The following is a 23,973-nucleotide window of genomic DNA, read 5'->3' as shown; positions in this document are numbered from 1 at the left end:
ACGCCCTACGTCATTTGTCATTTGCCCCAAGCCACTAACAAATGATAAATGACAAATGACAAAGGACAAACAATAGATGGCTTATATTTCAGTTCGTGGCGTTGAGCATTACTACGAGTGGATTCGGAAACCGGAAGCCAAACAAGATAAGCCTGTAATGGTATTTCTGCATGGCTGGGCTGGTTCAGCTCGTTATTGGCGTAGTACGGCACAAGCACTGTCAGAACAGTTTGATTGCTTGTTATATGACATGCGGGGATTTGGGCGATCGCGCGGGAAACCTGCCCTATCTGCTGCTAACGTTGATGTAGCTGAGGCAGAGTCACCGCAAGCACAAGCTGAGGCGATCGCTGAGTTAAGTTACGAGCTAGAAGAGTACGCCGAAGATCTTGCAGGATTGCTAGATCGAATGGAATTACATCGGGTATACCTTAACGCTCATTCGATGGGAGCGTCGGTAGCAACATTTTTTCTCAATCGCTATCCAGCACGGGTAGAAAAAGCGATTCTTACTTGTAGCGGGATCTTTGAATATGACGAGAAGGCTTTTGCTGCCTTTCATAAGTTTGGCGGTTATGTTGTCAAGTTTCGTCCCCAGTGGTTGAAGAAAATACCATTTGTCGATCGCATGTTTATGGCGCGGTTTCTGCATCGTTCGATTCCTGCTGCCGAACGCCAAGCTTTTCTAGAAGATTTTTTGGTAGCGGATTACGAAGCAGCTTTGGGAACGATTTTTACTTCCGTCAGCAAGACAGCAGCAGAAGTGATGCCGCAGGAGTTTACCCGTCTGAAAGTGCCGACGTTATTAATTTCTGGGGAGTATGACAAAATTATTCCGGCGGCGATGGGGAAGCAGGCAGCCGCATTGAGCGATCGCGTGGAGTTTGTGATGATTCCCAATACGGCTCACTTTCCGATGCTGGAAGATCCTCAGAGTTACCTTCAGCGAGTACGGGAGTTTTTGGTGCTTCCGGTGTTTGGGGTGAAGGCAATTTAATTTTAATGTCACGCAAAGACGCAAAGGCGCAAAGGGAATACAAGCTAATTTGTAGGAGGCGAGGAAAACGCTTCTTACTAGTTGAGCTTTACAGTTGAATTGGTTCGCCGTAAGTTTCACTGAAGCAAACGCGATCGCTTTTGAAGCGTCCGCCGTATTGTTTGAAAGGTTCGGCGGCGTAGCCGAGAGCGACTAAACAGCAAACATCGACATGGGGTGGAATATGAAAGGCTTCCTTGACTTGTGCTGTAGAAAAGCCTTCCATCGGGCAACTATCAACACCAAAACTTTTAGCAACTAACATCAGATGGGCGACAGCTAGCATGGTGTGGCGGTTCGTCCAAGCTTCCATCGACTCGAAACTGGGGTGATTTTCAAAGAAAGACGGAATTTGCGATCGCATATAGTTAGCCAAGTCATCGTTCATCGCCCCTGCTTCAGAACCCAAGGCGATGACAGCTTCAATATTTTCCATTTCAGCACTGGCGCGATCGCCACAACAAATTAATACAACTGGAGCTTCCCCTACTTGGCACTGGTTAGAGGCACAGGCTTTGAGTTTGTCGCGATTTTGTTGTTCTTGCACGATGATGAACCGCCAAGGCTGGAGATTAAAGCCGGAGGGAGCGCGTAATCCTATCTGAAAAATTGCTTCTAGAATTGCTTCGGGAATTGGATTGGAACGAAACGCTCTAGCCGCACGGCGCTGCTCGATCGCTTCTTTCAAACCAGTGGAAGGATGAATGTCTACAGTCATTTTGTTTACTAAATGCTGAGTATTAATCTAATGTTTTAAGTATAAATGATTTAAGTTTAAACAGTTATCAGTTGTCAGCGACCTATTACCCATTACCAGCAACCAACAACCATTAACTCTTCTAATCGATCCCCAATTCTCGTTTGAGAGAATCAATTGAGTCAGTGGCAATATAATTTTCGCAACAAACGAGTTGGGGCGGACGAATAATGTTTTCTCTCGCAGCTTGAACGGCGGCTCTAACAGCAGCATAACTGGCGCGATCGCTAATAATTAAGTGGGCGCTTTTGACAATGCCATTAAGCTTATAACTATCTCCTGTTTGGGCTGTTCGTACTAGTAGTTCGCTTCCCCGCAGGCTATAAATAATTACTTCAGCAGCTCTTAACAAACCAGAGCTGAGGCTGACGATTCCTACACAGTTACCCTTTGGTAATTTTTTCAAAGTGTGAATTTCTTGACTGTAATCGTAGACATCTACAGGGATGACGCGCACTCCTTTGGGTGAAGCGATCGCTTCTGCAACGCCGATAAAATAGCGACTCGTCACCACCGTACCCGAAGGTGTTTGCTCTAGAATTGCTGCTAATTCCTCAATCGGAACTAGCTGAACACTTACACCTAATGCTTTTTGCAATTCATCCATCATCAGCTTACCTGCACCGATATCATCACTTGGAACCGTCACCAAGACTTGAGCGCTACTACGCAATCGCCAATCAATTTCAGCGATAAATACTTCCCGTGCTTCGTTGAGCGAACAGCCTAACTTGAGTAATTCCTCTAAACTGCGTCGGACAATCTTTTCTGCTGCGGGATACTTTTCTATCACGGGGGAAGACGAGCGGGGGCTGCTATTATGAGCTTGAGCGCGGACGTAGATGCCCGAACCTGCCAAACTTTCGACTAAACCATCTTCCTCCAGTTGACGATAAACTTTACTAATAGTGTTGCGATGCAAACCAGTCTGGATTGCTAAAGCTCTCGTACTGGGTAAACGCTGTCCAGGTGGAAACTGTCTAGAGGCGATCGCATAAAGAATTTGATTGTAAAGTTGAGTAGAAGCAGGAATATCGCTATCTGGCTGAATGTGGAATTGAACCATTTTTTTAGGGAGTCGGGAGTCGGGAGTCGAGAATCAGGGGAAGAAGGCTGAGGGAGCAAGTCAAAATTCAAAATTCACGCATTAATTCCGAATTCCGCATTTTGCCCACGTACTAGGCACCACTCACCACATACCACTCCCTGTTAACTGAATTTATACCATCATGACAGATAAAGAAATTCAGACAAATCACGTCAAAATTTCGGTTGACGGTTTGGATATTGATACATACCTAGCAGCACCAACAATAGATGGGACGTATCCTGGAATTGTGGTGTTACAAGAAGTATTTGGCGTTAATTCCCACATCCGGGATATTACGGAAAGAATTGCCAAGCTAGGATATGTGGCGATCGCTCCCGCGTTATTTCAACGCCTCGCACCAGGTTTTGAAACTGGCTATACTCCAGAAGAATTGGAAGTGGGTAGAAAATATGCTTGGGAGCAAACCAAAGCGTCAGAACTGTTAAGCGATATCCAAGCTGCGATCGACTACTTGAAAGCTTTACCTCAAGTCAAACCAAACGCAATTGGTTGCATCGGCTTTTGTTTTGGGGGTCACGTTGCTTATCTAGCTGGCACTTTACCAGATATTAAAGCGACTGCGGCTTTTTATGGTGCTGGCATTCCTAACCGTACTCCTGGTGGTGGTTCTCCTACCCTATCTCGTACATCCGAGATTTCCGGCACAATTTATGCTTTTTTTGGCTTGGAGGATGGGAGCATCCCTACCGAGCATATAAACCAAATTGAAGCCGAGCTGACGAAATACCACATATCTCATAAAATCTTTCGCTATCATGGAGCAGGTCACGGCTTCTTCTGCGATCGCCGCGCAAGCTATAATCCAGAAGCTACAGCTGATGCCTGGGAGCAAGTGAAACAACTGTTTGAAACTTTGTGAGGAGTCAGAAGTCAGGAGTCAGGAGTCAGAAGAATACAAATCTTAATTACTCCCTTGTCTCCCTTGTCCCCCTTGTCTCCCTTGTCCTCCCACTCTCGACTCCCTTTTTGTATTCCTATGAAATCTGATTCGACCCCATCTGTATCTAGCTCATCGTTCTCGATGGAGGATTTTGCTAAAGCACTGGAACAACATGACTATCAGTTCCAGAAAGGGCAAACAGTACGCGGTAAAGTTTTTCAATACGACAGCAACGGCGCTTATGTCGATATTGGTGGTAAGTCCGCTGCTTTTCTTCCAGCAGATCAAGCTTCCCTACAACAAGTTACGGATTTGTCTACCATACTACCTTTGCAAGAGGAACTAGAGTTTCTGATTATCCGCGATCAAGATGCAGATGGACAGGTCACTTTGTCGCGCCGTCAGTTAGAAATTCAGCACATTTGGGAGCGCATCGAGCAGATGCAAGAGAATCGCCAGACAGTACAGGTACGAGTGACAGGAGCAAATAAGGGTGGCGTGACAGTAGACGTGCTGGGTTTGAGAGGTTTTATTCCGCGATCGCATTTAGTTGAAAAAGAAAACATGGAATCGCTCAAGGGTCAAACCCTGACAGCTAGTTTTCTGGAAGTCGATTACGACAATAAAAAACTCGTTCTTTCCAATCGCTTAGCGACTCGCGCCAGTAGCTTCAGCCAATTGGAGATCGGTCAACTCGCTACGGGTAAAATTTCCAGCATTCAGCCTTTTGGTGTGTTTGTCGATCTCAATGGAGTCAGTGGTTTACTCCACATCAAGCAAGTCAGCCAAAACTATACCGCTTCTCTACCCGCCCTGTTTAAAATTGGGCAGGAAATTAAAGCAGTAATTATCGATTTGGATGAGGGTAGAGGCAGAATTTCCCTTTCCACAAAAGTTTTAGAAAACTATCCAGGGGAAATTCAAGAGAAAATGGACGAAGTGATGACAAATGCCGAAGCAAGGGCGAATAAGGCGAGGAAATTAGTTAACGAAGAATAACATAAATGTAGAGACGTTACATGTAACATCTCTACATTTACAAATTATGAATAAACTCCTGCCATTTGCCGCCCAATTAAAGCATCTCCAGATTGAACATCAAACCAGTGCAGGTGTTGCGGTGGTAGGGTAAGAGCAATTTCTTCCTCTTCATTCCAACGACGGTCTGTGGGTAGCAACGCCCGCACAATCTGCGTTGGGGCGCTGTGACTTTCGACCCGTGTACTGACCAAAAAGTTCATTCCCAAGTTTTCTACAACATTGACTCGTCCTCGGACAAAGCTAGTGTCACCAGGTCGAGCAATGCCAACGTTTTCAGGACGGATACCCAAAATAATTTCTGGTGGTACGGTGGGCAAGTCAGGTAGGGGAATTTGGAAATCTCCCAGCATTGCCGATCTACCTTTACAGGGTAGGGTAAGCAAATTCATTTGCGGACTGCCAACAAATCCTGCTACAAATCGATTTGCCGGATGATTGTAAATCCGATCGGGCGAGTCGAGTTGCTGTAAGTACCCATCATTGAGCAAAGCCACCTTAGTAGAAAGCGTCATTGCTTCAGTTTGGTCGTGGGTGACGTAGACTACAGGGGCTTTTTGGGCGGCGAATATGCGCTTGAGATCGGCGCGGACTCGTTCCCGCAATAACGCATCAAGGTTACTTAGGGGTTCGTCTAACAAGAATACCTGAGCTTGACGTACCAGCGCCCGACCGACAGCGACCCGTTGTCTTTGTCCGCCAGATAGCTGTCCTGGTTTGCGGTTCATTAACTCATCCAGTCCCAATAGTCTGCTAACTTCCGCTACCCGTTGTTCAATGTCGGCGCGAGAAACTTTTTTCAGCTTCAGTCCAGAAGCGAGGTTTTCGCTCACTGTCATGTGCGGGTAGAGAGCATAGCTTTGAAACACCATCGCCATATTGCGATCGCCTGGTCGTTTGGAAGTGATATCTTCTCCACCCAAAAAGATGCGTCCGCGAGTTGGGGCATCTAACCCTGCAATCATCCGCAACACTGTAGACTTACCACAGCCACTAGGACCGAGTAACGTCAAAAATTCTCCATCATCCACAGTCAAACTCACATCTTTAACTGGGACAACTTTAGGAGCATAAGTTTTATTTAAATTTCTGAGTTCGAGTTTAGCCATTGTTAAAAGTGAATAATGAGTAGTGGCGAGTGTTTAATTTTGACTTTTGACTTTTGACTTTTGACTTTTCAATCACCCCTTAACAGCGCCAGCAGTCAGACCTTGAACGATCTTGCGCTGGAAGAAGAGTACGAGGAGAATTAAAGGTAGAGTGCCTAAAATGGTTGCAGCAGCGATGGGTCCGTAGGGAATTTCAAATACCGAAGCCCCACTCAATTGAGCGGTTGCTACGGGTATGGTTTTCATGGATTCTCGCGAAATAAATGTTAGGGCAAAAATGAACTCATTCCAAGCAGCAATAAAAGTCAGAATTCCTGTCGTCACTAAAGCCGGAAGAGTCATGGGTAATAGAATCTTCCATAGTAATTGAAATGTGTTGTATCCATCTACTCGCGCTGAATCTTCCAAATCTTTAGGTAGTTGTTGGAAAAAACTGCGCATTACCAAAATTGTTAGAGGTAAATTAATCGCCGTGTAGGGAATTATTAGCGCTAAAAAGTTGTTGGCTAAATTGGTGACTTGAACGATTTCCAAGAGTCCTAGAAATAGTAATACCGTGGGAAATAAGGTAACAATTAGGACGATCGCGAGAATAACTTCCTTACCCACTAATCGCAACCGTGCCAAAACATAAGCTGCTGGTGCGCCAAAAGCTAGACACAGTAGGGTAGAGGTAATAGAAACAAAGGCACTATTTAAAATGTAAAGTCCAAATGGACGACGGGTAAATAGAGATGCATAATGCTCGAAGGTGAAGCGAGTGGGAAAGTAAACTGTTGGAACGGCTGAGATGTCTTCGTTAACTTTTACGGAAGTTAATACCTGCCACAGCACGGGGGCGAGAAAGAATATGACAACTAAAGCTACTGCAATTGGTAGCCAAATGGCTCGCCAATTTATCCCTGCTTTGGCTTGCGATCGCGATTGTGCAATTGCCATAATTAACGTACTCCTGCGGCATTAGCCCGCGCTCTGGTTAAGAGTAAGGATGCGATCGCAACAGCAATGACTAAAATCAAAAATGTCACGACAATCAACGCCGAACCGTAGCCGAAATCTAAATAACGCATCACTGTACTGTAGATATATATTGAAACCGTTTCCGTTGCCCCACCAGGACCACCGCCAGTCATAACTTGAATTAAGTCGAAGATAGCGAAAGCTTGAGCAAAACGGAACAACAAAGAAACAATTATTTGCGGCATTAACAAGGGGACGGTAATCTTCCAAAAACTCTGCCACGGAGTCGCACCATCTAAAGAATGCGCTTCGTACAAGTCGCCGGGAATTGACTGCAACCCCGCCAACAACAGCAATGCAATAAATGGTGTTGTCTTCCACACGTCAGCTAAAATCACCGCAATCATTGCTAGCGTCGGATTTCCTAGCCAACTAATCCCCGTTTCAATTAATCCCAAGCGGCGTAATATATCGTTAACTACACCATATTGATCGTTAAAAATCCACGCCCACGCAACCCCCATGACTGCTGTTGGTAAAGCCCAAGGAATTAGGGTAATTGTCCGCACAATTCCCCGTCCTTTAAAGGCTTGGTTGAGTACCAAAGCGACACCAATACCTAAAATTAATTCTGACAACACGGAAGCGGTTGTAAACACGGTGGTGTTCCACAAGCTTTGCCAAAATCGCCCGTCGCTAACCATCCGCCCGTAATTACTCAAACCGGAAAACACCAGTTCTAACTCAGTTCCCAGGTTTTGAGTAAAGACGCTCAGCCAAAACGCTCGTAAAATTGGATAGGCATACACTACCAACATGACAATTAGTGCTGGTAAGAGTAAGATCCATCCAGTTTTCTGTTCTCTTTTTTGTACGACATCGAGTTTCATATTTGATTTGATAATTGATAGTTGGTAATTGATAATTGGGAGTTGGTAATTAGTGATTCATTTCAATTTCCCATTACCCATTACCCATTTCTTAAGCTTGATTTCGACCTAATAAAGTGCGGGTTTCGTTAGCAGCCGCTTCCATTGCTTGTTCGGGACTCATACGGTTGGAAAGGGCAGCACTGAGGTAACGTTGCAAAATATCAGAAGCTTGCGCGTATTGGGGAATTGCCGGACGCAGAACTGCTTTTTCGGCAATTTGTAGCAACTCTGGAAAGTAAGGATATTTTGCCACAACATCTGGGTCGGTAAATAATTCCTTCCGGCTGGGTACGTATCCCGCCCCTAAGATAAATGTCTTTTGCGCTTCCCGACTCATAAAGTATTGCAGGGCTTTCCAAGCCTCTTCTTTATGAGTCGAGTTACTCGAAATACCAAAACCCCAGCCTCCTAAACAAGCACCGCTTGTTTCTCCAGGGGCGTGAACCATTGGTTTCATAGCCACTCGATTTCTGAGTTGAGAACCTTTCTCATTTACTAAAGGTAAGACATAGGGCCAGTTTCTTAAAAAGGCAACTTGACCGCTTTGAAATAGGCGGCGAGTGTCCTCTTCAATGTATGTTGTTACCCCTGGTGGAGAAATACCCTTTTCAATCGTACTGCGGAGAAACTGGACTGCTTGAATTGCCTCTGGTTTGTCTAGCCCAACTTCCTGCGTATCTGAATTTACCCAAAATCCGCCATGACCTTCAAGAACTTCAACGAACATTGCTGATAGTCCTTCATATTGCCGTCCTTGCCAGACATAACCCCAATCGACTTTATCTTGTTTTTGTAAAGTTTGGGATGCTTGAATTAAATCTTGGAAGGTTTCTGGCGGTTTTAATCCTGCTGCTTTGAGTAAATCTTCGCGGTAGTAAAGTATGCCAACATCTGCACGGATTGGGATGCGATATAAGCCATCCCTGTATCTTCCTGCTTCGATATCTTGGGCTGTAAATGCTTTTAATTCCTCTTGATTTACCCGATTTTGTAAGTCCATCAACCATCCAGCCGCCGCAAATTTTGGTGTCCAAATGATATCTAAAAGTACTAAGTCGTAAGGAGATTCACCTAAGAGAAAAGCTGAAGAGTAAAGATCTTCAATTAAATTAGCCGCATTTGGTCCTTCAATGACGTTGATGCGAATCCCTGGATTTTCTTTCTCAAAGTCTTGAAACATTCCTGCTCGTAGATCTTTAACATCGGGTGCAAGAATTAAGGTATTCAAGACAACTGGTTGCTGTGCGATCGCTATCCATGCTGTCAGGATAATACTAAGGGACAGCACGAAGAGCAGCATCCATCGATACCACTTTTTCAGCTTTTGATGGAGAGTATGCAGTTTGTTGTTTGACTGACGAGCCATTGTGATGTTAAGAGTTCGATCGATGTGAATTGAAATGTTATTGAATTGAAAATTGATCGTTTAGTTAATTAAAATCGCGATCGGCGATCGCGCACCGTTTTAGACTGAGTATATTCAAGCACTCAATCTAGTAGAAATTTTGCTATTGGTGTTGAAGTAAATCAACAACTATGTTGTACTAAACCAACATGAAACGATTTTACCAGTTTATTCTTGCTTAGATTGAGTATGACTTCAATCCCGTTCTAACTCGCAATTTTCTAGTTAAAATTACTTATGGTATTAGCGGCAATTATCCCGCAACTTATAAAATAATCTAATTGTAATTAAGACTACAACTCTCTCAAGATATAGGGAGGCGATCGCAATAAACTGTCTCAGGGCGTATGCTTCTTACTCGAATCAAGTGATAGTCTTGCCGCTGATGAGTATTTCTTTTCATTTCAACCCTATTTAGAGTTAAATTCTGTAAAGTACATATAAATTTAGCTGATAAACGCTCGTTAGGCGATCGCTTCTAGTAAAACTGCTTGCTTTAAATATTAACTTTTATATATATTTTTACATTCAAAATAATTTAAGAAATATTGCTAATAAGTTTATATAGCGTGTCTATAATATGAAAAAAAATAAATTGTTTGACGGCGATCGCTGCTAAAACTCAAACATTAATTTTTGTATATATTAATTCTCTTGGATAAATTAAAAACTATTAAATTTATCTTGACTAAAAATACTTATTAATCTAGCTATGATGTAACTAAAATTGCCAAGCTAAGAATGAATCTCAAGATAGAAGTAAAAAAACTCTTAATCTCCGAAAATAAACAAAATTAGATTTTCAAATTGGTCATTGGTCAACTGATAGCTAGTCAAAAGTTACAAGTCAAAAGTCAAAATTAACTGGTCACTGGTCACTGGTCACTGATAACTGAATTATGTCTCCTGGTGCATTAATTTTTGTGGCGATGCTAGGTGTCGCCCTCCTTTTAGTTCTCGTCATTGGCGTGCGCTTGCAAGCATTTGTTGCCCTGTTATTGACGAGTCTGTTTGTTGCCATAGCAGCGGGTATACCGTTAGATAAAATAGCCGAAACGATCCAGCAGGGGATGGGCAGTACCCTGGGCTTTATCGCGATCGTGGTAGGCTTAGGGACGATGTTTGGTGAAATGCTGCGGGTATCTGGCGGCGCGGAAGTGCTAGCAGCTACGTTAGTGAAAAAATTTGGTCAAGATAAAGCTCAATGGGCTTTGAGTTTAACAGGTTTAATCGTAGCGATTCCCGTTTTTTTTGATGTCGGGCTAATTATTCTCATCCCCTTAGTGTACGGTTTAGCGAAACGCACGGGGAAGTCATTGTTATATTATGCTATACCTCTGACAGCTGGATTGGCGATCGGTCATAGTTACATTCCCCCCACTCCTGGTCCAGTTGCAGTCGCCTCGTTAATTAATGCAGACTTAGGTTGGGTAATTTTATTTGGGGCGATCGCGGGGATTCCTGCTACGATTTTCGGTGGTGTATTTTTCGGTAAATATATAGCAGGGAAAATTCACGCTACAGTTCCAGAATACATGGAAATTGAAGCACCAAAGCACGAACTCGGCAAAGAACCACCTCGCTTTGGTACGGTAGTTTCTATTATTGCCATTCCCTTAGTCTTAATTCTGCTCAATACTGTTTCTACAGTCATTTTGCCAGAAGGAAACTTTTTGCGAAACTTCCTTACCTTTTTAGGACACCCATTTACAGCTTTAATGATTGCTGCCCTACTTTCCTTTTATATTTTAGGAATTAAACGCGGATATTCCCTCGATGAAGTGCAACAAATTGCTACTAAATCGCTAGAACCAGTAGGATTAATTATTTTAGTCACGGGTGCTGGGGGTGTATTCGGTAGAGTTTTAGTCGCCAGTGGTGTTGGGGATGTTTTAGCTAGGGCAATGTCAGCCTCAAATTTACCAATAATTCTGCTAGCATTTCTCATTGCAACTGCCGTGCGAGTCTCCCAAGGTTCAGCTACAGTATCGATGGTGACAGCAGCAGGAATCATGGCTCCAGCAATTGAAGCGGGGAAATATTCGCCGCCTATGGTAGGCTTGATAACAATTGCGATCGCCTCTGGTGCAACCGTACTTTCCCACGTTAATGATTCTGGTTTTTGGTTAGTCAGTCGTTATTTAGGATTATCAGAAAAAGAAACTTTGCGGGCGTGGACGGTAATGGAAACAATCGTTGGTTGCGTGGGATTTTTGGTTGTGTTTATTATTAGTTTCTTCGTGTAGAAAAACTTAAAAAATTGTATATTGTTTGCTAGGATTTTATGAATTAGAAGCTAAAAAATCAATATTCTCGTAAAAAGCTGCAATTTGAATTTGAAACTCAAAAACTCTAAAAGATAGCGTCACATTAGGATCGTTATATTCTGAGAGCAGCCATTGATTAACAGCAGTTTTGACATAATGTTCTACATGAATCCTGTATTGGTCAATTAGTAAATATTCTTGAAAATTATTAATAGTACGGTAAGCTACAAACTTTTCACCACGGTCGTAATCTTGCGTAGATTTAGATAAGACTTCGGCAATAAAACATGGATTGACTAATGTATCTGAACGTCCCTCTTTAAATTGGAGAGGCTTTTCATTTACCATAACATCAGGGTATGTGTATAAGTTGCGATCGCCAATCCAAAGCCGTTGAGCGGTATGAAATGTTTCGTAAGGCTTACGTCTCATAGCGACGCTCAAAGCGATGTAAAGATTTCCACTGATGCGGTTGTGTGCGGGTGTACCTCCTGCCATTGGGGTAATTGCTCCATTACGGTATTCGTTGCGGGTTTCGGACGCAACTTCGAGTTCGAGATACTCTTCTACCGTGTAAATTTGTCGTTCGAGTGCTTGTGTCATGACGTAATTTCATCCCGCTCTAGAAAAACAAAATAAAATTTGCCAAGGAGTAGCGATCGCTTACCTATAATAGCAGCATCAGTTAGAAGGTGATATTTGCTTAATGAAAGTGACAACTCTTTCTACTTCTTGAAACCCTGCTTTTGTATGAAACTCATAACTTGTCGTGTTGTCCAATAAAGCATCTGAAGCAAGCTCCATACATCCACGTTCAATTGCCCACTGTTGAGCAAATTGAATTAATTTTGTCCCTATACCTTGTTTGCGATATTCATCTTCTACATAAATTCCTTCTACATAAGCAACAGGACTCTGAGTCGCACCTGGTACATAGTCGTAGCGCAGCGAAAGATTCATAAATCCAATTGCTTTGTCGTTATCATCTTTGACTAAAAATCCTGCTTCCCGAGGAGAGTGGAAAATATTTGTCAGACTTCTTTGCATTTCTTCAACTGATTCATCTGACCAAAGTTTTAACGCTAAATCCAGCCACTCATTGAAATTTTCTTGATTAACTTCAACAATTTTCACCTGTTGCGTTTTACCTCTTAAATATTTTTTGTTTATGCTGATGTAATGGTCTTACAAATGTCAGCTACAACCCAAACGGCGATCGCAACTTAGAAGAAACTGTTATTTAAGTTAAAGCAATCGCACTTTCTCTCACACAAAAACCTAAAATTGATTTTATAAATAATTTTTCTCTGTCCCCCTTGTCCCCCTTGTCCCCCTTGTCTCCCTTGTCCCCCTTATCCCTTCCCATCATGACTTACTTCCTCGGCGTAGACATCGGCACAACCAGCACCAAAGCGATCGCATTTTCCCATGATGGTGCTATTAAAGCTAAGGGCAGTCAGGGATATGAAATTATCGTCCCGCATCCAACTTGGGCAGAACAAGATCCAGAAGCGCTGTTTAATGCAGTCATTACATCCGTGCGTCAAGCAATGGATACTGGTATCTCTAAACAGGAAATCGCCGCAGTTGGTTTTAGTACGGCAACTCATAGCTTGTTACCAGTAGATGGGAACAATAAACCCTTATCAAATATCATTATTTGGGCGGATAATCGCAGTGTCGATCAAACAGAAAGATTGAACCAAGATAAGATTACTCATAACTTATATCTGCGAACGGGAAGTCCGATTCATCCCGTCTCTGTCGTTACTAAACTCATGTGGCTGCGGGAAAAAGCGCCAGAGATTTTCCATAAAGCAGCAAAATTTATTTCAATTAAAGAGTATATTTTCTTCAGACTTTTTCAACGTTATGTAGTAGATTATTCTATTGCTTCTGCAACAGGGTTATTTAACTTACAACACCTAAATTGGGATGCAGAAGCTTTAACAATAGCAGGAATAAAACCAGAACAATTAAGCGAATTAGTCCCTACCACCCACATCTTACGCGAGATGCAAACTGAGTATGCAGAAGCAATGGGACTAGATCCGCATACACCTGTCGTCATTGGTGCAAACGACGGCGTATTGGCAAACTTAGGCGTAGGCGCGATCGCCCCGGGTGAATTTGCCATTACCATTGGTACGAGTGGCGCAGTAAGGACTGTAGCCCCCGCACCGATTACCGATCCGCAGATGCGAACTTTTTGTTATGCCCTCACCGAGAAACATTGGGTTATCGGGGGACCGACCAATAATGGTGGAATTGTTTTACGATGGTTGCGCGATCGCTTTTGTCATCCAGAAGTAGAAGAGGCGAAACGATTAGGTATCGATCCGTATGACGTGATGATTCAAGCGGCGATGGAAATACCCGCAGGCGCAGAAGGATTGATCTGTTTACCATATTTATCGGGAGAACGCGCCCCTTACTGGAACCCTAAAGCTCGGGGTGTCTTCTTCGGATTGAATTTCAACCACACGCGATCGCATACAATTAGGGCAGCGATGGAAGGAATTATCTTTGCCGTCTACAGCATCAACGTGGCAATTCAAGAGATCGCTGGAACTACAGGAGAAATTCGCGCCTCTGGCGGTTTTGCCCGTTCTCATGCATGGTTGCAAATGATGGCAGATGCATTTGGTATGGTGGTAGCAATACCAGAAGTTTACGAAGCCAGTGGATACGGAGCAGCAGTATTAGCAATGTACGCCGTAGGTGCGATCGCCGATTTATCTGAGGTGCAACCGACAATTAAAATTCGCGATCGCATTTCGCCTAATCTCGACTTGACACGCACCTATCATCAGTTATTCTCTCGCTATCAACGTTTATATCGGCAGCTAGAGGCAGAGTTTTGACAGTTAGCAGGGGAGCAGAGGTGCAGGGGAGCAGAGGTGCAGGGGAGCAGAGGTGCAGGGGAGCAGAGGTGCAGGGGAGCAGAGGTGCAATAACAACCAACAACCAACAACCGTCTTCACGGAGTGTAGCGCCACGTTTACCGTTTAACGTCTACTGTTAACCAACAACAAATGACTAGCCAAAAAGCAATCTACTTTTAGATAGATGTCTTAAGGAGGAGAATTGCTTCAAAGTATCGAAAGATAGGATGTGAAAATGTATTAGTAATAGGCTCAGTAATTGAGTATATTCTATTACTGGTAGTCAAACTTCTTTCTACCTTTTGTCCTCTGCTCTCTGCCTTTCTCGATCGCCCGTAAAGTACTGCATCTATAGATAAGATCTATGACACAGCACCGCACAGTTCTAATTGTTGATTGTTGTGCGCCAGAGCGAGAAATTTATCGAGAGTATCTTTTAGCAGAGCAAGAAGTTGAGTATAAAATTCTAGAGGCGGAATCGGGACAAAGTGGTTTATGGCTGTGTCAATCGCGATCGATTGATGGAATTTTATTAGAATATCAACTGCCAGATTTAGATGGTTTGGTATTTATAACTAGGCTGAGACAGCAAGCAGGTGAAGATTGCCCTCCCGTAGTCATGGTGACAGGTTATGGGAGTGAGGCGATCGCAGTCAAAGCACTGAAAAATGGTGCAGTCGATTATCTCGTGAAAGGGCAAGCCACAGCTGATGAATTGCGGCAAGCGGTAGGTAGTGCGATCGCCAATACTCAACTACGACAAAAACTGCAAGCTAGCGAACAACGGTTTCAAACATCTGTAGAAAATTTACTCGATTGTTTTGGCATTTATTCAAGTATTCGTGATGAATCTGGATGCATCGTAGACTTTCAAGTTGAATACGTCAATGCAGCGGCTTGCGAACAGAATTGCATGACGCAAGAACAGCAAATTGGGAGAAGACTTTGCGAGTTACTTCCCGCTCACAAGGACAGTGGTTTGTTTGAGGAATATTGCCAAGTCGTAGAAACAGGCAAGCCGCTGATTAAAGAAGCTCTAGATTATACAGATGTTTATGGCGATCGCTGCTTAAACCGAGCTTACGACATTCGGATTAGTAAATTAAATGATGGGTTTGTTGCGGCTTGGCGAGATGTCACCGCACGCAAACAGGCAGAAATCGAGCGAGAACAAATATTAGCTCAAGAAAAACAAGTGCGGGAGGCGGCAGAAAGAAATAAACAGCAATACCGTTTGTTAGCGGCAAAACTGCGAGAGAGCGATCGCCGTTTTCGCGCCATCTTCAATTCCACATTTCAGATGATTGGATCGCTCTCCCCTGAAGGAATTTTACTCGAAGTGAATCAAACTGCTCTAGATTTTGCAGGAGTGGCAAAAGAAGAAGTTATCGATCGCCCGTTTTGGGAAACCAAATGGTGGACGATTTCACCCGAAATTCAAGCACGGTTACGAGAAGCGATCGAGCAAGCGGCGGCGGGGGAATTTGTTCGATATGAAGTGGATGTATTGAGTGCAGGTGACAGGTTAGCAACGATTGATTTTTCCCTCAAACCAGTGTTTGATGAAACCGGACAAGTCGTGTTGCTTATTCCTGAAGGGCGAGATATTAGCGACAAAAAACAAGCTGAAGCAACCCTACGAGATGTTTACGCTCAATTAGAGCAACGCGCAGCCGCATTAACACAGAGCAATCAGAATTTGCAGGTAGCGTTAGAGGAACTCCAAATTTCTCAAGAGGAACTTAACCAACAAAACGAAGAACTGATCCAGGCTCGTAATTTAAGCGAAATACAAACCCAACGGTATCAAGATTTATTCAACTTTGCCCCAGATGGATATTTAGTTACCAATTGCCAAGGCATAATTCAAGAAGCAAACAGAGCGATAACGAGCTTGCTAGCAATCGACCAACAACAGTTAATTGGCAAACCTTTAAGTGTCTTTGTCGAGCCGCAAGAAAGACAAGTTTTTCGGAGTCAGTTAAATCAACTTACAGTAAAAGTGCATCGTTCTGCATCCGAGCAGCTAATTCAAACTTGGGAATTGAACCTAAAAGCATTCAGAGGCAAGCCTTTTCCTGCTGAAGTTTCGCTAGCGGCGATCGCCAATAGTCAAAAGAATTTAGTCGGTTGGCGTTGGTTGATTCGAGATATCACACAACGCAAACAAGCCGAAGCAGCTTTGCGTCAAAGCGAAGCACTCTTCCGAGGTATGTTTGAATCCGATTTTATCGGAATTCTCTTTTGGAACACCGCAGGACATATTACCGATGCTAACGATACTTTTTGTCGCATGACTGGCTATTCACGACAAGAGATGCAAGCTGGACAAATCAGATACAACGAGATAACACCGCCTGAATACCATACATCTGACGCTCAACAGTTTGAGATTTTACAAACAACAGGTAAATATACCCCATTTGAGAAAGAATACATTTGTAAAGATGGTAGTCGCATTCCAATTTTACTTGGCTGGGCTTTTCTGCCGGGATATCGCGATCGCGGTGTTGCCTTTGTCTTAGATATCAGCGAGAAAAAGCGATGGGAACGAGAACGGGAAGCACTTTTAGCCAAAGAACAGCTAGCCCGCCAGGAAGCAGAACGAGCCGATCGCAGCAAAGATGAATTTTTGGCAATGGTTTCCCATGAATTGCGATCGCCCCTCAATTCCATTCTCGGCTGGGCAAAACTGCTGCGTACCCGCAAATACGATCCTCAAGTAGCTGCCCGTGCTTTAGAAACGATCGAGCGCAACGCTCAAGCACAATCTCAACTGCTCGAAGACTTGCTAGATGTCTCGCGCATGATTCGGGGAAACCTCCGCCTCACCCTTGCTCCTGTTAATCTCTTGAATGTCGTCGAATCAACCGTAACGAGCTTGAAACTAGCAGCCCAAGCAAAAAACATCAATCTAGAATTGCGAATTCCGAATTCTCCCTTCATGGTTTCTGGCGATCTTCATCGCCTCCAGCAAATTGTCACCAACCTACTGACGAACGCAATTAAATTCACCCCCAAAGGCGGACGAGTTGAGATTTCGCTCAAACGATTTGAGCAGGGAGCAGAGAGCAGGGAGCAGGGGAGTAGAGGAGCTGAGGGGCAGAGGAGCAGAGGAGCGACAACCAACCACCAATTACCAACAACCAACAACCAACAACTAACAACCAACTACCAACTACCAATTACCAATTATCCAAAATTTGCTCAAATCCAAGTCACCGATACAGGTCAAGGTATCAGCCCTGAATTTCTACCTTATATTTTCGAGCGCTTTCGGCAAGCTGATGATGTGACAACGCGCTCGAAAGATGGCTTGGGATTGGGATTGGCGATCGCCCGTCATTTAGTTGAATTGCACGGGGGAACGATCGCGGCTGCAAGTTTAGGAGAAGGGCAGGGGGCGACTTTTACTGTCACGATACCTTTACTGGAAACTAGACAGGAGCATGGGGAAGACAAGAAGGACAAGGAAGACAAGGGAGATTTGCCCTTCCAGGGTATCAGAATACTTGTGGTTGATGATGATGCAGATGCGCGGGAATTTTTGCATTTTGCTTTGACCCTAGAGGAGGCGGAAGTCAAGGTAGCGAGATCGGCTAAAGAAGCACTAGAAGTCTTGAACCAATTTCAACCAAATGTAATTATCAGCGATATTGGAATGCCAGAAGAGGATGGCTACTCTCTGCTACGTCAGGTGCGATCGCAAACAGCAGCCAGAGGAGGCGAACCAATTCCCGCGATCGCTCTGACTGCTTTTGCTAGAGAGTCAGACCGTCAAAGCGCGATCGCGGCTGGTTTTCAGCGTCATCTCGCTAAACCTGTGGTCGTAGCAGAGTTAGTCGCCGCGATCGCCGATCTCATTCAAAGTTGATGATTCTCAGTCAAAATAATATTGAAGTTGATTAAATTTAGTTCATTTCCTCTGAGTTGATTTCCCCACAAACGCTTTTTGTTTCGGCGATCGCAAAACTCACAAACTGAAAAATAATAGCAAGTCGGTAATATTTTTTAACAACCATTTTTAATTATTAATTACTTTAATCCAAGAAAAAGTAGTATTTTTAACTATTTCTAGAGATGGATGTTCGCCTTTTTTCTACTAGTTAAATTGAGGAAATGGTAGATCTTTTAAAGATAACCAACATTTTATTTCGAGCGGGAGAAGATCGAACGAAAGAAAGCTGGCAGAAACATCGGAGTTTGATCTGCTAGTCAAAACAATAGCTGTAAAAGCTCTTCCATAGATAGATTTAACCGTAGATATTTGCGGTTGAATTTCCTATGGAAGAATCAGTCTCAACCAGACATAAACAGGACTTACGCAGTCGATCCCCCAACCCCCTTAGAAAGGGGGCTTTGAGTCCCCCTTTCTAAGGGGGGAACCAGGGGAGATCGAGATCTTAGCTTTCAAGTGCGTAACTCCTGATAAAATCAATTTTTCTCAAGTTCTAGCTGTTTTAGCTGCCTATAACAGTTACGAGCAGTTTTTGAAATGCTTGCTCGTTCCATTGTTATGCCTGAATTCCAAATGACAAATAAAAAACTTTTGAGTGTGGTGAAAAATGCAAAGATTTACAAAACATATCTTCTTGTTGATACTTAGCATCCTAATTGCTCCGTTTGCAGGTATCAATTTATTAGCAGCGCAAACAAATATATCAACGTCAGATCGGGCGATCGCCTCCGATCTTAATTCGACTGAAGAAACTAAAGTACAAAGTCTAGCAGAAAACTCGCTAGCCCAAGTTACATCTGTCTCGCAATTATCAGACGTGCAACCTACTGATTGGGCGTTTCAGGCATTGCAATCTTTAGTAGAAAGATACGGAGTCATTGCGGGTTATCCCGATGGCACTTTTCGCGGTAATCGGGCAATGACTCGCTATGAATTTGCAGCTGGATTAAATGCAGCTTTAGATAGAATTAACGAATTAATTGCCACAGGTAACGCCGACACTGTTAGTAAAGACGATTTAGCAACAATACAAAGATTACAGCAAGAATTTGCTCCCGAACTTGCAACTCTTCGCGGTCGGGTTGACACGTTAGAAGCAACGACGGCAGAACTAGAAGCCAACCAGTTTTCGACGACAACTAAGTTGGAAGGAGAAGTGATCTTTGCCCTCATTAGTCTGATTGAGGGCGACAATGCTGCTGGCGAACCAGTAGACACTAACCCAACTGCGAGTTACAGGGTGCGTTTGAATTTTCAAACCAGCTTTACGGGTCAAGATCAATTAACAACTCGTTTTCAAATTGGTAACGTCGTTCCTCTAGGCACTACAAATAGCGGTGAAACACTGACAAACGAAGGGCGGATCGAATTTGATGGCGATACAGGCGGACAAGCTCAGATAGGGTTACTGCGCTATCGCTTTCCGGTGGGCGATCGCACCAACATTTACTTAGCGGCAGCGGGTAATGGTTTTGTCGATGTCGATGCTTCCTACCAGTTGACTCCCTTCTTAGATGGCAATGCCGTATCATTGTTCGGTTTACGCAACCCAATCTATAACTACAGTGCTGGTACTGGTTTGGCAGTCAGACACTTTTTCAACGACCAAATTGAACTCAATTTAGGTTATTTGGTTCCTACCAATAACGCTAGTAACCCCTTCCCACAGAACGGTCTGTTCGATGGTACGTATGCTGGATTAGCGCAGATCATCTTCAATCTCAGCGACAACTCTAGGTTCGGTCTGTCTTATATCAACTCCTACTCCCCCGCTGGAGGCGACGATCCTGATGTAGAGCCAAATACCGAATTAACGCCTTTTGGTACGAGTACTGGTAGCAACCTATCGAATAGCAGCTTTGGTAGACCCGTCAGCGTCAATGCCTATGGTTTTTCGGGTACGTTTAGGCTTAGCCCGGGTCTAGCCATTAGCGGTTGGGTGGGACATGCCAACCATCGTTATATCGGTAGGGGAGATGGGAGTATGTGGACTTGGGCAGCTAGCTTGAACTTTCCTGACTTAGGCAAAGAAGGTAGCGTAGGCGGTATTATAGTCGGCATGGAACCGAGACTAACAGAACTTGATAGCAATCTCGGTAGCCCCGATCGCGATACCTCTCTGCATCTGGAGGCGTTTTACAAGTATGCACTCACAGATAACATCCAAGTGACTCCGGCAATTATTTGGTTAACTGCACCAGACCACAATGCCGATAATGACGACATCATCATCGGTGCAATTAGAACTGTGTTTCGGTTCTAGGACTAAATCTGGGTAGGATTGCGTCCTACCCCCTTACATGATTCGTCCACCCAATTTGGCAAATTTGTGACGGGCAATCGTGGCGGAACTCGATCCTCTGGTTTGTAACTTGAGCTTACAGGTGATTGTACTGGCACTTGAGTCGGTTGCGCTCTGCCATTGCCATGCCCGTTACCATTGTCGTTACCATTTTGATATGGTGCTGCCTGCATAGGCGAAACAACACCGTTACTAGCTGAGCTTATCTGTAGCTTTGTCGATGTTTTTGAAGCTTTCAACTCCTCGTCTGGATTAAAGTTTAGCCCTAAAGCCGCTACAATTCGATCGGGGTCGCTATTTAACTGGGCGACGAAAGGCAGCACCTCAATTAGTTTTGGCTCTAAGTTGGTTACGACTGCCAAAATGAAACTAGAACAAGGGCGACGCTTGCCATCAAACGTTCCCCAAATCCGAATTTTAGTCAACCAAGGTCGATTCTGCTGATAGTAAATCAGCCATTTAACCTTAAGAGCGTGGCGTAGTTGCTGAATGTTCACGACCTACCTCAATCGCAGTTCAAACAACAAAACAGCATGGCTAAGTCTTGCACCTAAGTCAAGATGCGATCGCTAACCTTTCTTATTGTTTCATTTAACTTCCGAATTCTACCCTCTCAAAAAAAAGACCAGCTTCCCATAGCTAGTCCAGTCAATTTATATTACGTTGTCGGCTACGATATCGAGGAATACCAAAACTGTGCGTTCCCATCGCTACAGCGGGCAAAAGCTTTTCCTCCCAACTGATATTGTAACGAGAAACACAGACTTTTTTAACAAAATTCACAAATTCTTGACTTAACTGAGCCAGAAGGTAGATGTTGCAAGGCAATAATTTGAAGTAATTGCTAAGTTCGATCGCCATGCCCTGAGTGGAGAGGAGTAAATTTTTACTTCTGCGAGCGGCATCAGACTTCAACATCCGTGCGTGTAACTAGTTCGATTGTTGCAGATATTGCTCTGCTTGCAAGGGTTGCCCCCAAATTACCTGCTCTTGTTTGTAAATCGCAATTCCAGGCTTTGCCCCCTTCGGCTTGTAGACGTATTTTGGCTCTGTATATACAACTGGGACGCGATCGCTTTGACGGGCGCGGCTGTAGTAGGCAGCAAAGTCAGCTGCAAACTGTAAGTCTGCTTCCTCTGGTGCAGCCCCAGGTGTAACCCGCATCAAAACGTGACTGCCAGGAATTTCTTGAGCATGAAACCACAGATCGTAATCTCCGGCAACGCGAAAAGTCAATTGGTCGTTTTGGCGGTTGTTGCGTCCGACGAGCAGTTCAAAGCCACTGGGAGTAGAATAGCGATGAAAATTAACGCTGGAATCTTCATTTGCATTTCGCCGTCCGTAATCTGGTGCTTTGAGATATTTCTGTTGGATTAACTCCTCGCGAATTTCTTTTAAAGCTTCCAAGTCTTCTGTAGATTGATACCGATCGACTTGAGCAACTGCGGCTTCGACTTGCTCTAGATAATCGCGTTCCTGTTCTACCTCGGCTAGTAGCGGTTCTACTGCACCTCTTGCTCGTTTGAGTTTACCCGCTTGCTTGTATAAACCTTGGGCATTCTGAATCGCATTTTTTTCGGGATTGAGGGCGATCGCTATTGGCTCTCCCGTTTCAAAGTCTGCTAGCGTAATTGACTTCATCCCTGGCAGCCATTCTTGGAGGTGAGCCATCAACAAGTCTGCTTGTTGGCGATAGCTATCGGCGCGATCGGATTGCTGCAAACGTGCTTTAAAGCTATCGATCTTTTGCTGTAATTTTGCCAATAGGCTCTGAATTTTTTGACTTAACTGATATTGGAGTTGGCTGAATTCTTGTCTATTGAGTTGATTTGTATAATATTGGTTAAGTAACTCTTGAACGCTTGCTACAGGCTGAATGGCATTCCATTTTAAAACCGTGTATCCCGTTGCCGTCCAACCAGGAAAAAATTGGGCTGTTGCTAATGTTTGCAGCCACGCTTGCCAGTAATGAAATAGCTGCTGCCAATCTTCTGCTGTCAAGCTATCTGTAGATTGCTCTGGATCTAAATCAGCTGCTTGGGCGATCGCCTCTATTAAAGTAGGACTGATACCGCGATAGCTTTTGAGCAAACAGCGTTTTAAAGCCGACGGTACGAGGCTTACCCGTTCTTGCCAGCGCGAAAACGGCTCATCTAAAGCTGGAGCTGTTCCCGTCAGTGCAGGTGGTAGTTCGTAACTTTGCCCAGTCTGAATTGGACGCACGCTCGATTTCTGGGGACTGACTTGATGTGCAGCTGTAGTAATCTCGTTTGCTACATTTGTCAGGACGACATTACTATATTTGCCTATAATTTCCACGTATACGTGCCAAAGTACGGGTTCCCCTGGACGACGGGCAAACTGTAAATCGACAACTCGTTCCCAAGGTACGACGGGACTACAAGAAATGAGAGCTAAACCATTAAGTTGGTGCAGTAATTGTTGGCTAAAAGTAAAAGTATCTGGTTGTCGTGGTGGTGGAGTACCGATGCAAATGTGGGCTGCTTGGGGATGCCAAGATATTTCTAGCCATCCACGCCGATCGAGTGTCCGTAGCGCTAGCAAAATCGTGTAGCGATCGCGTTGATAAACCTGTTCCAAACGAGCTGGAATCCAATCTTTACTCAACTCGCTACAAGCAGCAGTAAGTGTCGTGAAGTCAACTGGTTGCAATTGAGGGATCTAGGGGTAAGGGATGAACAGAAGTCAAAAATTGTAGGGGCGGGTTCACCAGAAATCCTGGTCAGAGTCAAAGACTATTGGTAAACTCGCCCGTACAGGTGTCAGAAGTCAGATTACCGATAACTGATAACTGATAACTAATAACTAATTTTTCTTTTCTCTGTCTTTTGAAGGATATCTAAAGATAGATATTGGATAAAAATGCGCTCGAACTAAATAAAAAGCCTGGTTTTTGGGTGATTTTAGCCTTGTAACTCCAAATTTTTATAGATACCATGAAAAGTAGATATTTATTTGCCTCTCGCGCCGCATTTTTTGCGTCAATTTATCATGGACATTCAGTTAATCAACATCGGTTTTGGCAACATTGTATCTGCTAACCGAGTCGTTGCCATTGTCAGTCCAGAATCCGCACCTATCAAGCGTATCATTACTGACGCACGGGATCGAGGACAGCTAATCGATGCGACCTACGGTCGGCGGACGCGGGCTGTGATCGTAACTGATTCCAGCCATGTGATTCTCTCAGCAATCCAACCGGAAACAGTGGCGAATCGATTTGTGATCGGTCGCGACCATCATGGAGACAATTGAGCTGGAGAAGCAGTAGTATGTGAAATAAACCATTTCGTTTTTTTCACTACAAAATTG

General features: G+C 44.0%; 21 protein-coding genes. 9 read left to right on the top strand and 12 right to left on the bottom strand.

The features are described 5' to 3' along the window. Positions 1-76 precede the first annotated feature (76 nt). Positions 77-997 (top strand): alpha/beta hydrolase, encoded by a 921-nt coding sequence (locus H6G17_RS03295; RefSeq protein WP_192154112.1) that lies wholly within the window; start codon positions 77-79, stop codon positions 995-997. Between the two features lie 88 nt (positions 998-1,085). Here H6G17_RS03295 and H6G17_RS03290 read toward each other — a convergent pair whose 3' ends face one another. Together H6G17_RS03290 and H6G17_RS03285 are read right to left on the bottom strand one after the other, a co-directional pair. Next, complete coding sequence (locus H6G17_RS03290; RefSeq protein WP_192154110.1) at positions 1,086-1,754, bottom strand: nitroreductase family protein; 669 nt, start codon at positions 1,752-1,754, stop codon at positions 1,086-1,088. Between the two features lie 121 nt (positions 1,755-1,875). Then, positions 1,876-2,859: a GntR family transcriptional regulator gene (locus H6G17_RS03285; protein WP_192154108.1), complete on the bottom strand. Its 984-nt coding sequence runs from the start codon at positions 2,857-2,859 to the stop codon at positions 1,876-1,878. 163 nt (positions 2,860-3,022) lie between these two features. On the opposite strand from H6G17_RS03285, the gene H6G17_RS03280 reads away from it, so the two are divergent. Both H6G17_RS03280 and H6G17_RS03275 read left to right on the top strand, forming a co-directional pair. After that, positions 3,023-3,763 carry a dienelactone hydrolase family protein gene (locus H6G17_RS03280; protein ID WP_192154106.1) on the top strand — a complete coding sequence of 247 codons (741 nt, stop codon included), beginning with the start codon at positions 3,023-3,025 and terminating at the stop codon, positions 3,761-3,763. A 117-nt stretch (positions 3,764-3,880) separates the two neighbouring features. Continuing rightward, positions 3,881-4,783 carry a S1 RNA-binding domain-containing protein gene (locus H6G17_RS03275; protein ID WP_192154104.1) on the top strand — a complete coding sequence of 301 codons (903 nt, stop codon included), beginning with the start codon at positions 3,881-3,883 and terminating at the stop codon, positions 4,781-4,783. 44 nt (positions 4,784-4,827) lie between these two features. Here H6G17_RS03275 and H6G17_RS03270 read toward each other — a convergent pair whose 3' ends face one another. From H6G17_RS03270 to H6G17_RS03255, 4 genes are all read right to left on the bottom strand, one after another. Beyond that, positions 4,828-5,931, bottom strand: a complete 1,104-nt coding sequence (locus H6G17_RS03270; protein ID WP_192154102.1) for an ABC transporter ATP-binding protein — start codon at positions 5,929-5,931, stop codon at positions 4,828-4,830. Positions 5,932-6,003: 72 nt separating this feature from the next. Next, positions 6,004-6,870, bottom strand: coding sequence for a carbohydrate ABC transporter permease (locus tag H6G17_RS03265; RefSeq protein ID WP_015153875.1), 867 nt, complete (start codon positions 6,868-6,870; stop codon positions 6,004-6,006). A gap of 2 nt (positions 6,871-6,872) precedes the next feature. Then, positions 6,873-7,781, bottom strand: a complete 909-nt coding sequence (locus tag H6G17_RS03260; RefSeq protein ID WP_192154099.1) for a sugar ABC transporter permease — start codon at positions 7,779-7,781, stop codon at positions 6,873-6,875. 91 nt (positions 7,782-7,872) lie between these two features. Then, positions 7,873-9,123: an ABC transporter substrate-binding protein gene (locus H6G17_RS03255; RefSeq protein WP_347276405.1), complete on the bottom strand. Its 1,251-nt coding sequence runs from the start codon at positions 9,121-9,123 to the stop codon at positions 7,873-7,875. 1,004 nt (positions 9,124-10,127) lie between these two features. Between H6G17_RS03255 and H6G17_RS03250 the strand changes: the two genes are divergently transcribed. Next, positions 10,128-11,474, top strand: coding sequence for a gluconate:H+ symporter (locus H6G17_RS03250; RefSeq protein WP_192154095.1), 1,347 nt, complete (start codon positions 10,128-10,130; stop codon positions 11,472-11,474). A 36-nt stretch (positions 11,475-11,510) separates the two neighbouring features. Here the strand turns inward: H6G17_RS03250 and H6G17_RS03245 are convergent, their stop codons facing one another. The 3 genes from H6G17_RS03245 to H6G17_RS33870 all read right to left on the bottom strand — a co-directional run bounded on the left by H6G17_RS03245 (position 11,511) and on the right by H6G17_RS33870 (position 12,864). Next, the gene (locus H6G17_RS03245) at positions 11,511-12,098 is read right to left on the bottom strand and encodes a Uma2 family endonuclease (RefSeq protein WP_192154093.1); all 588 of its coding nucleotides are present in this window, start codon (positions 12,096-12,098) and stop codon (positions 11,511-11,513) included. Positions 12,099-12,176: 78 nt separating this feature from the next. Continuing rightward, positions 12,177-12,629 (bottom strand): aminoglycoside 6'-N-acetyltransferase, encoded by a 453-nt coding sequence (gene aac(6') / locus H6G17_RS03240; RefSeq protein ID WP_192154091.1) that lies wholly within the window; start codon positions 12,627-12,629, stop codon positions 12,177-12,179. 106 nt (positions 12,630-12,735) lie between these two features. Then, positions 12,736-12,864 carry a hypothetical protein gene (locus tag H6G17_RS33870; protein ID WP_277875921.1) on the bottom strand — a complete coding sequence of 43 codons (129 nt, stop codon included), beginning with the start codon at positions 12,862-12,864 and terminating at the stop codon, positions 12,736-12,738. Between H6G17_RS33870 and H6G17_RS03235 the strand changes: the two genes are divergently transcribed. From H6G17_RS03235 to H6G17_RS03220, 4 genes are all read left to right on the top strand, one after another. Next, entirely contained in the window at positions 12,863-14,359 is a 1,497-nt protein-coding gene (locus tag H6G17_RS03235) for an FGGY family carbohydrate kinase (RefSeq protein WP_192154089.1), read from the top strand. The genes H6G17_RS33870 and H6G17_RS03235 overlap by 2 nt on opposite strands. Next, complete coding sequence (locus H6G17_RS03230) at positions 14,356-14,520, top strand: hypothetical protein (protein WP_192154087.1); 165 nt, start codon at positions 14,356-14,358, stop codon at positions 14,518-14,520. The genes H6G17_RS03235 and H6G17_RS03230 overlap by 4 nt, the downstream gene beginning before the upstream one ends. 224 nt (positions 14,521-14,744) lie before the next feature. Then, the gene (locus H6G17_RS03225; protein WP_192154085.1) at positions 14,745-18,254 is read left to right on the top strand and encodes a PAS domain S-box protein; all 3,510 of its coding nucleotides are present in this window, start codon (positions 14,745-14,747) and stop codon (positions 18,252-18,254) included. 691 nt (positions 18,255-18,945) lie between these two features. Beyond that, positions 18,946-20,601, top strand: coding sequence for an iron uptake porin (locus tag H6G17_RS03220; protein ID WP_192154083.1), 1,656 nt, complete (start codon positions 18,946-18,948; stop codon positions 20,599-20,601). 2 nt (positions 20,602-20,603) lie between these two features. On the opposite strand, the gene H6G17_RS03215 is transcribed toward H6G17_RS03220, so the two are convergent. The 3 genes from H6G17_RS03215 to H6G17_RS03205 all read right to left on the bottom strand — a co-directional run bounded on the left by H6G17_RS03215 (position 20,604) and on the right by H6G17_RS03205 (position 23,313). Then, positions 20,604-21,137, bottom strand: a complete 534-nt coding sequence (locus H6G17_RS03215; RefSeq protein WP_192154081.1) for a DUF5331 domain-containing protein — start codon at positions 21,135-21,137, stop codon at positions 20,604-20,606. Between the two features lie 151 nt (positions 21,138-21,288). Further along, positions 21,289-21,558 carry a hypothetical protein gene (locus H6G17_RS03210; RefSeq protein WP_192154079.1) on the bottom strand — a complete coding sequence of 90 codons (270 nt, stop codon included), beginning with the start codon at positions 21,556-21,558 and terminating at the stop codon, positions 21,289-21,291. A 12-nt stretch (positions 21,559-21,570) separates the two neighbouring features. Continuing rightward, positions 21,571-23,313, bottom strand: coding sequence for an NFACT RNA binding domain-containing protein (locus tag H6G17_RS03205; RefSeq protein ID WP_192154077.1), 1,743 nt, complete (start codon positions 23,311-23,313; stop codon positions 21,571-21,573). A gap of 339 nt (positions 23,314-23,652) precedes the next feature. On the opposite strand from H6G17_RS03205, the gene H6G17_RS03200 reads away from it, so the two are divergent. After that, on the top strand, positions 23,653-23,916 hold the full coding sequence (locus tag H6G17_RS03200; protein WP_015153886.1) for a DUF370 domain-containing protein: 264 nt from the start codon (positions 23,653-23,655) through the stop codon (positions 23,914-23,916). Positions 23,917-23,973: the final 57 nt, after the last annotated feature.

Origin of the sequence: Chroococcidiopsis sp. [FACHB-1243], from assembly GCF_014696895.1 — a bacterium.
Lineage (GTDB): Bacteria > Cyanobacteriota > Cyanobacteriia > Cyanobacteriales > Chroococcidiopsidaceae > Chroococcidiopsis.
Note: the sequence above shows the minus strand (reverse complement) of the source record. Positions and strands in the feature narration are given on the sequence as shown.

Bases quoted from the DNA above. Each gene is read 5' to 3' on its own strand.
- H6G17_RS03265 (WP_015153875.1), bottom strand. From the start codon at position 6,870: ATGGCAATTGCACAATCGCGATCGCAAGCCAAAGCAGGGATAAATTGG.
- H6G17_RS03280 (WP_192154106.1), top strand. From the start codon at position 3,023: ATGACAGATAAAGAAATTCAGACAAATCACGTCAAAATTTCGGTTGAC.
- H6G17_RS03250 (WP_192154095.1), top strand. From the start codon at position 10,128: ATGTCTCCTGGTGCATTAATTTTTGTGGCGATGCTAGGTGTCGCCCTC.
- H6G17_RS03270 (WP_192154102.1), bottom strand. From the start codon at position 5,931: ATGGCTAAACTCGAACTCAGAAATTTAAATAAAACTTATGCTCCTAAA.
- H6G17_RS03235 (WP_192154089.1), top strand. From the start codon at position 12,863: ATGACTTACTTCCTCGGCGTAGACATCGGCACAACCAGCACCAAAGCG.
- H6G17_RS03245 (WP_192154093.1), bottom strand. From the start codon at position 12,098: ATGACACAAGCACTCGAACGACAAATTTACACGGTAGAAGAGTATCTC.
- H6G17_RS03210 (WP_192154079.1), bottom strand. From the start codon at position 21,558: ATGTTGAAGTCTGATGCCGCTCGCAGAAGTAAAAATTTACTCCTCTCC.
- H6G17_RS03275 (WP_192154104.1), top strand. From the start codon at position 3,881: ATGAAATCTGATTCGACCCCATCTGTATCTAGCTCATCGTTCTCGATG.
- H6G17_RS03285 (WP_192154108.1), bottom strand. From the start codon at position 2,859: ATGGTTCAATTCCACATTCAGCCAGATAGCGATATTCCTGCTTCTACT.
- H6G17_RS03260 (WP_192154099.1), bottom strand. From the start codon at position 7,781: ATGAAACTCGATGTCGTACAAAAAAGAGAACAGAAAACTGGATGGATC.
- H6G17_RS33870 (WP_277875921.1), bottom strand. From the start codon at position 12,864: ATGATGGGAAGGGATAAGGGGGACAAGGGAGACAAGGGGGACAAGGGG.
- H6G17_RS03200 (WP_015153886.1), top strand. From the start codon at position 23,653: ATGGACATTCAGTTAATCAACATCGGTTTTGGCAACATTGTATCTGCT.
- H6G17_RS03295 (WP_192154112.1), top strand. From the start codon at position 77: ATGGCTTATATTTCAGTTCGTGGCGTTGAGCATTACTACGAGTGGATT.
- H6G17_RS03290 (WP_192154110.1), bottom strand. From the start codon at position 1,754: ATGACTGTAGACATTCATCCTTCCACTGGTTTGAAAGAAGCGATCGAG.
- H6G17_RS03225 (WP_192154085.1), top strand. From the start codon at position 14,745: ATGACACAGCACCGCACAGTTCTAATTGTTGATTGTTGTGCGCCAGAG.
- H6G17_RS03220 (WP_192154083.1), top strand. From the start codon at position 18,946: ATGCAAAGATTTACAAAACATATCTTCTTGTTGATACTTAGCATCCTA.
- H6G17_RS03255 (WP_347276405.1), bottom strand. From the start codon at position 9,123: ATGCTGCTCTTCGTGCTGTCCCTTAGTATTATCCTGACAGCATGGATA.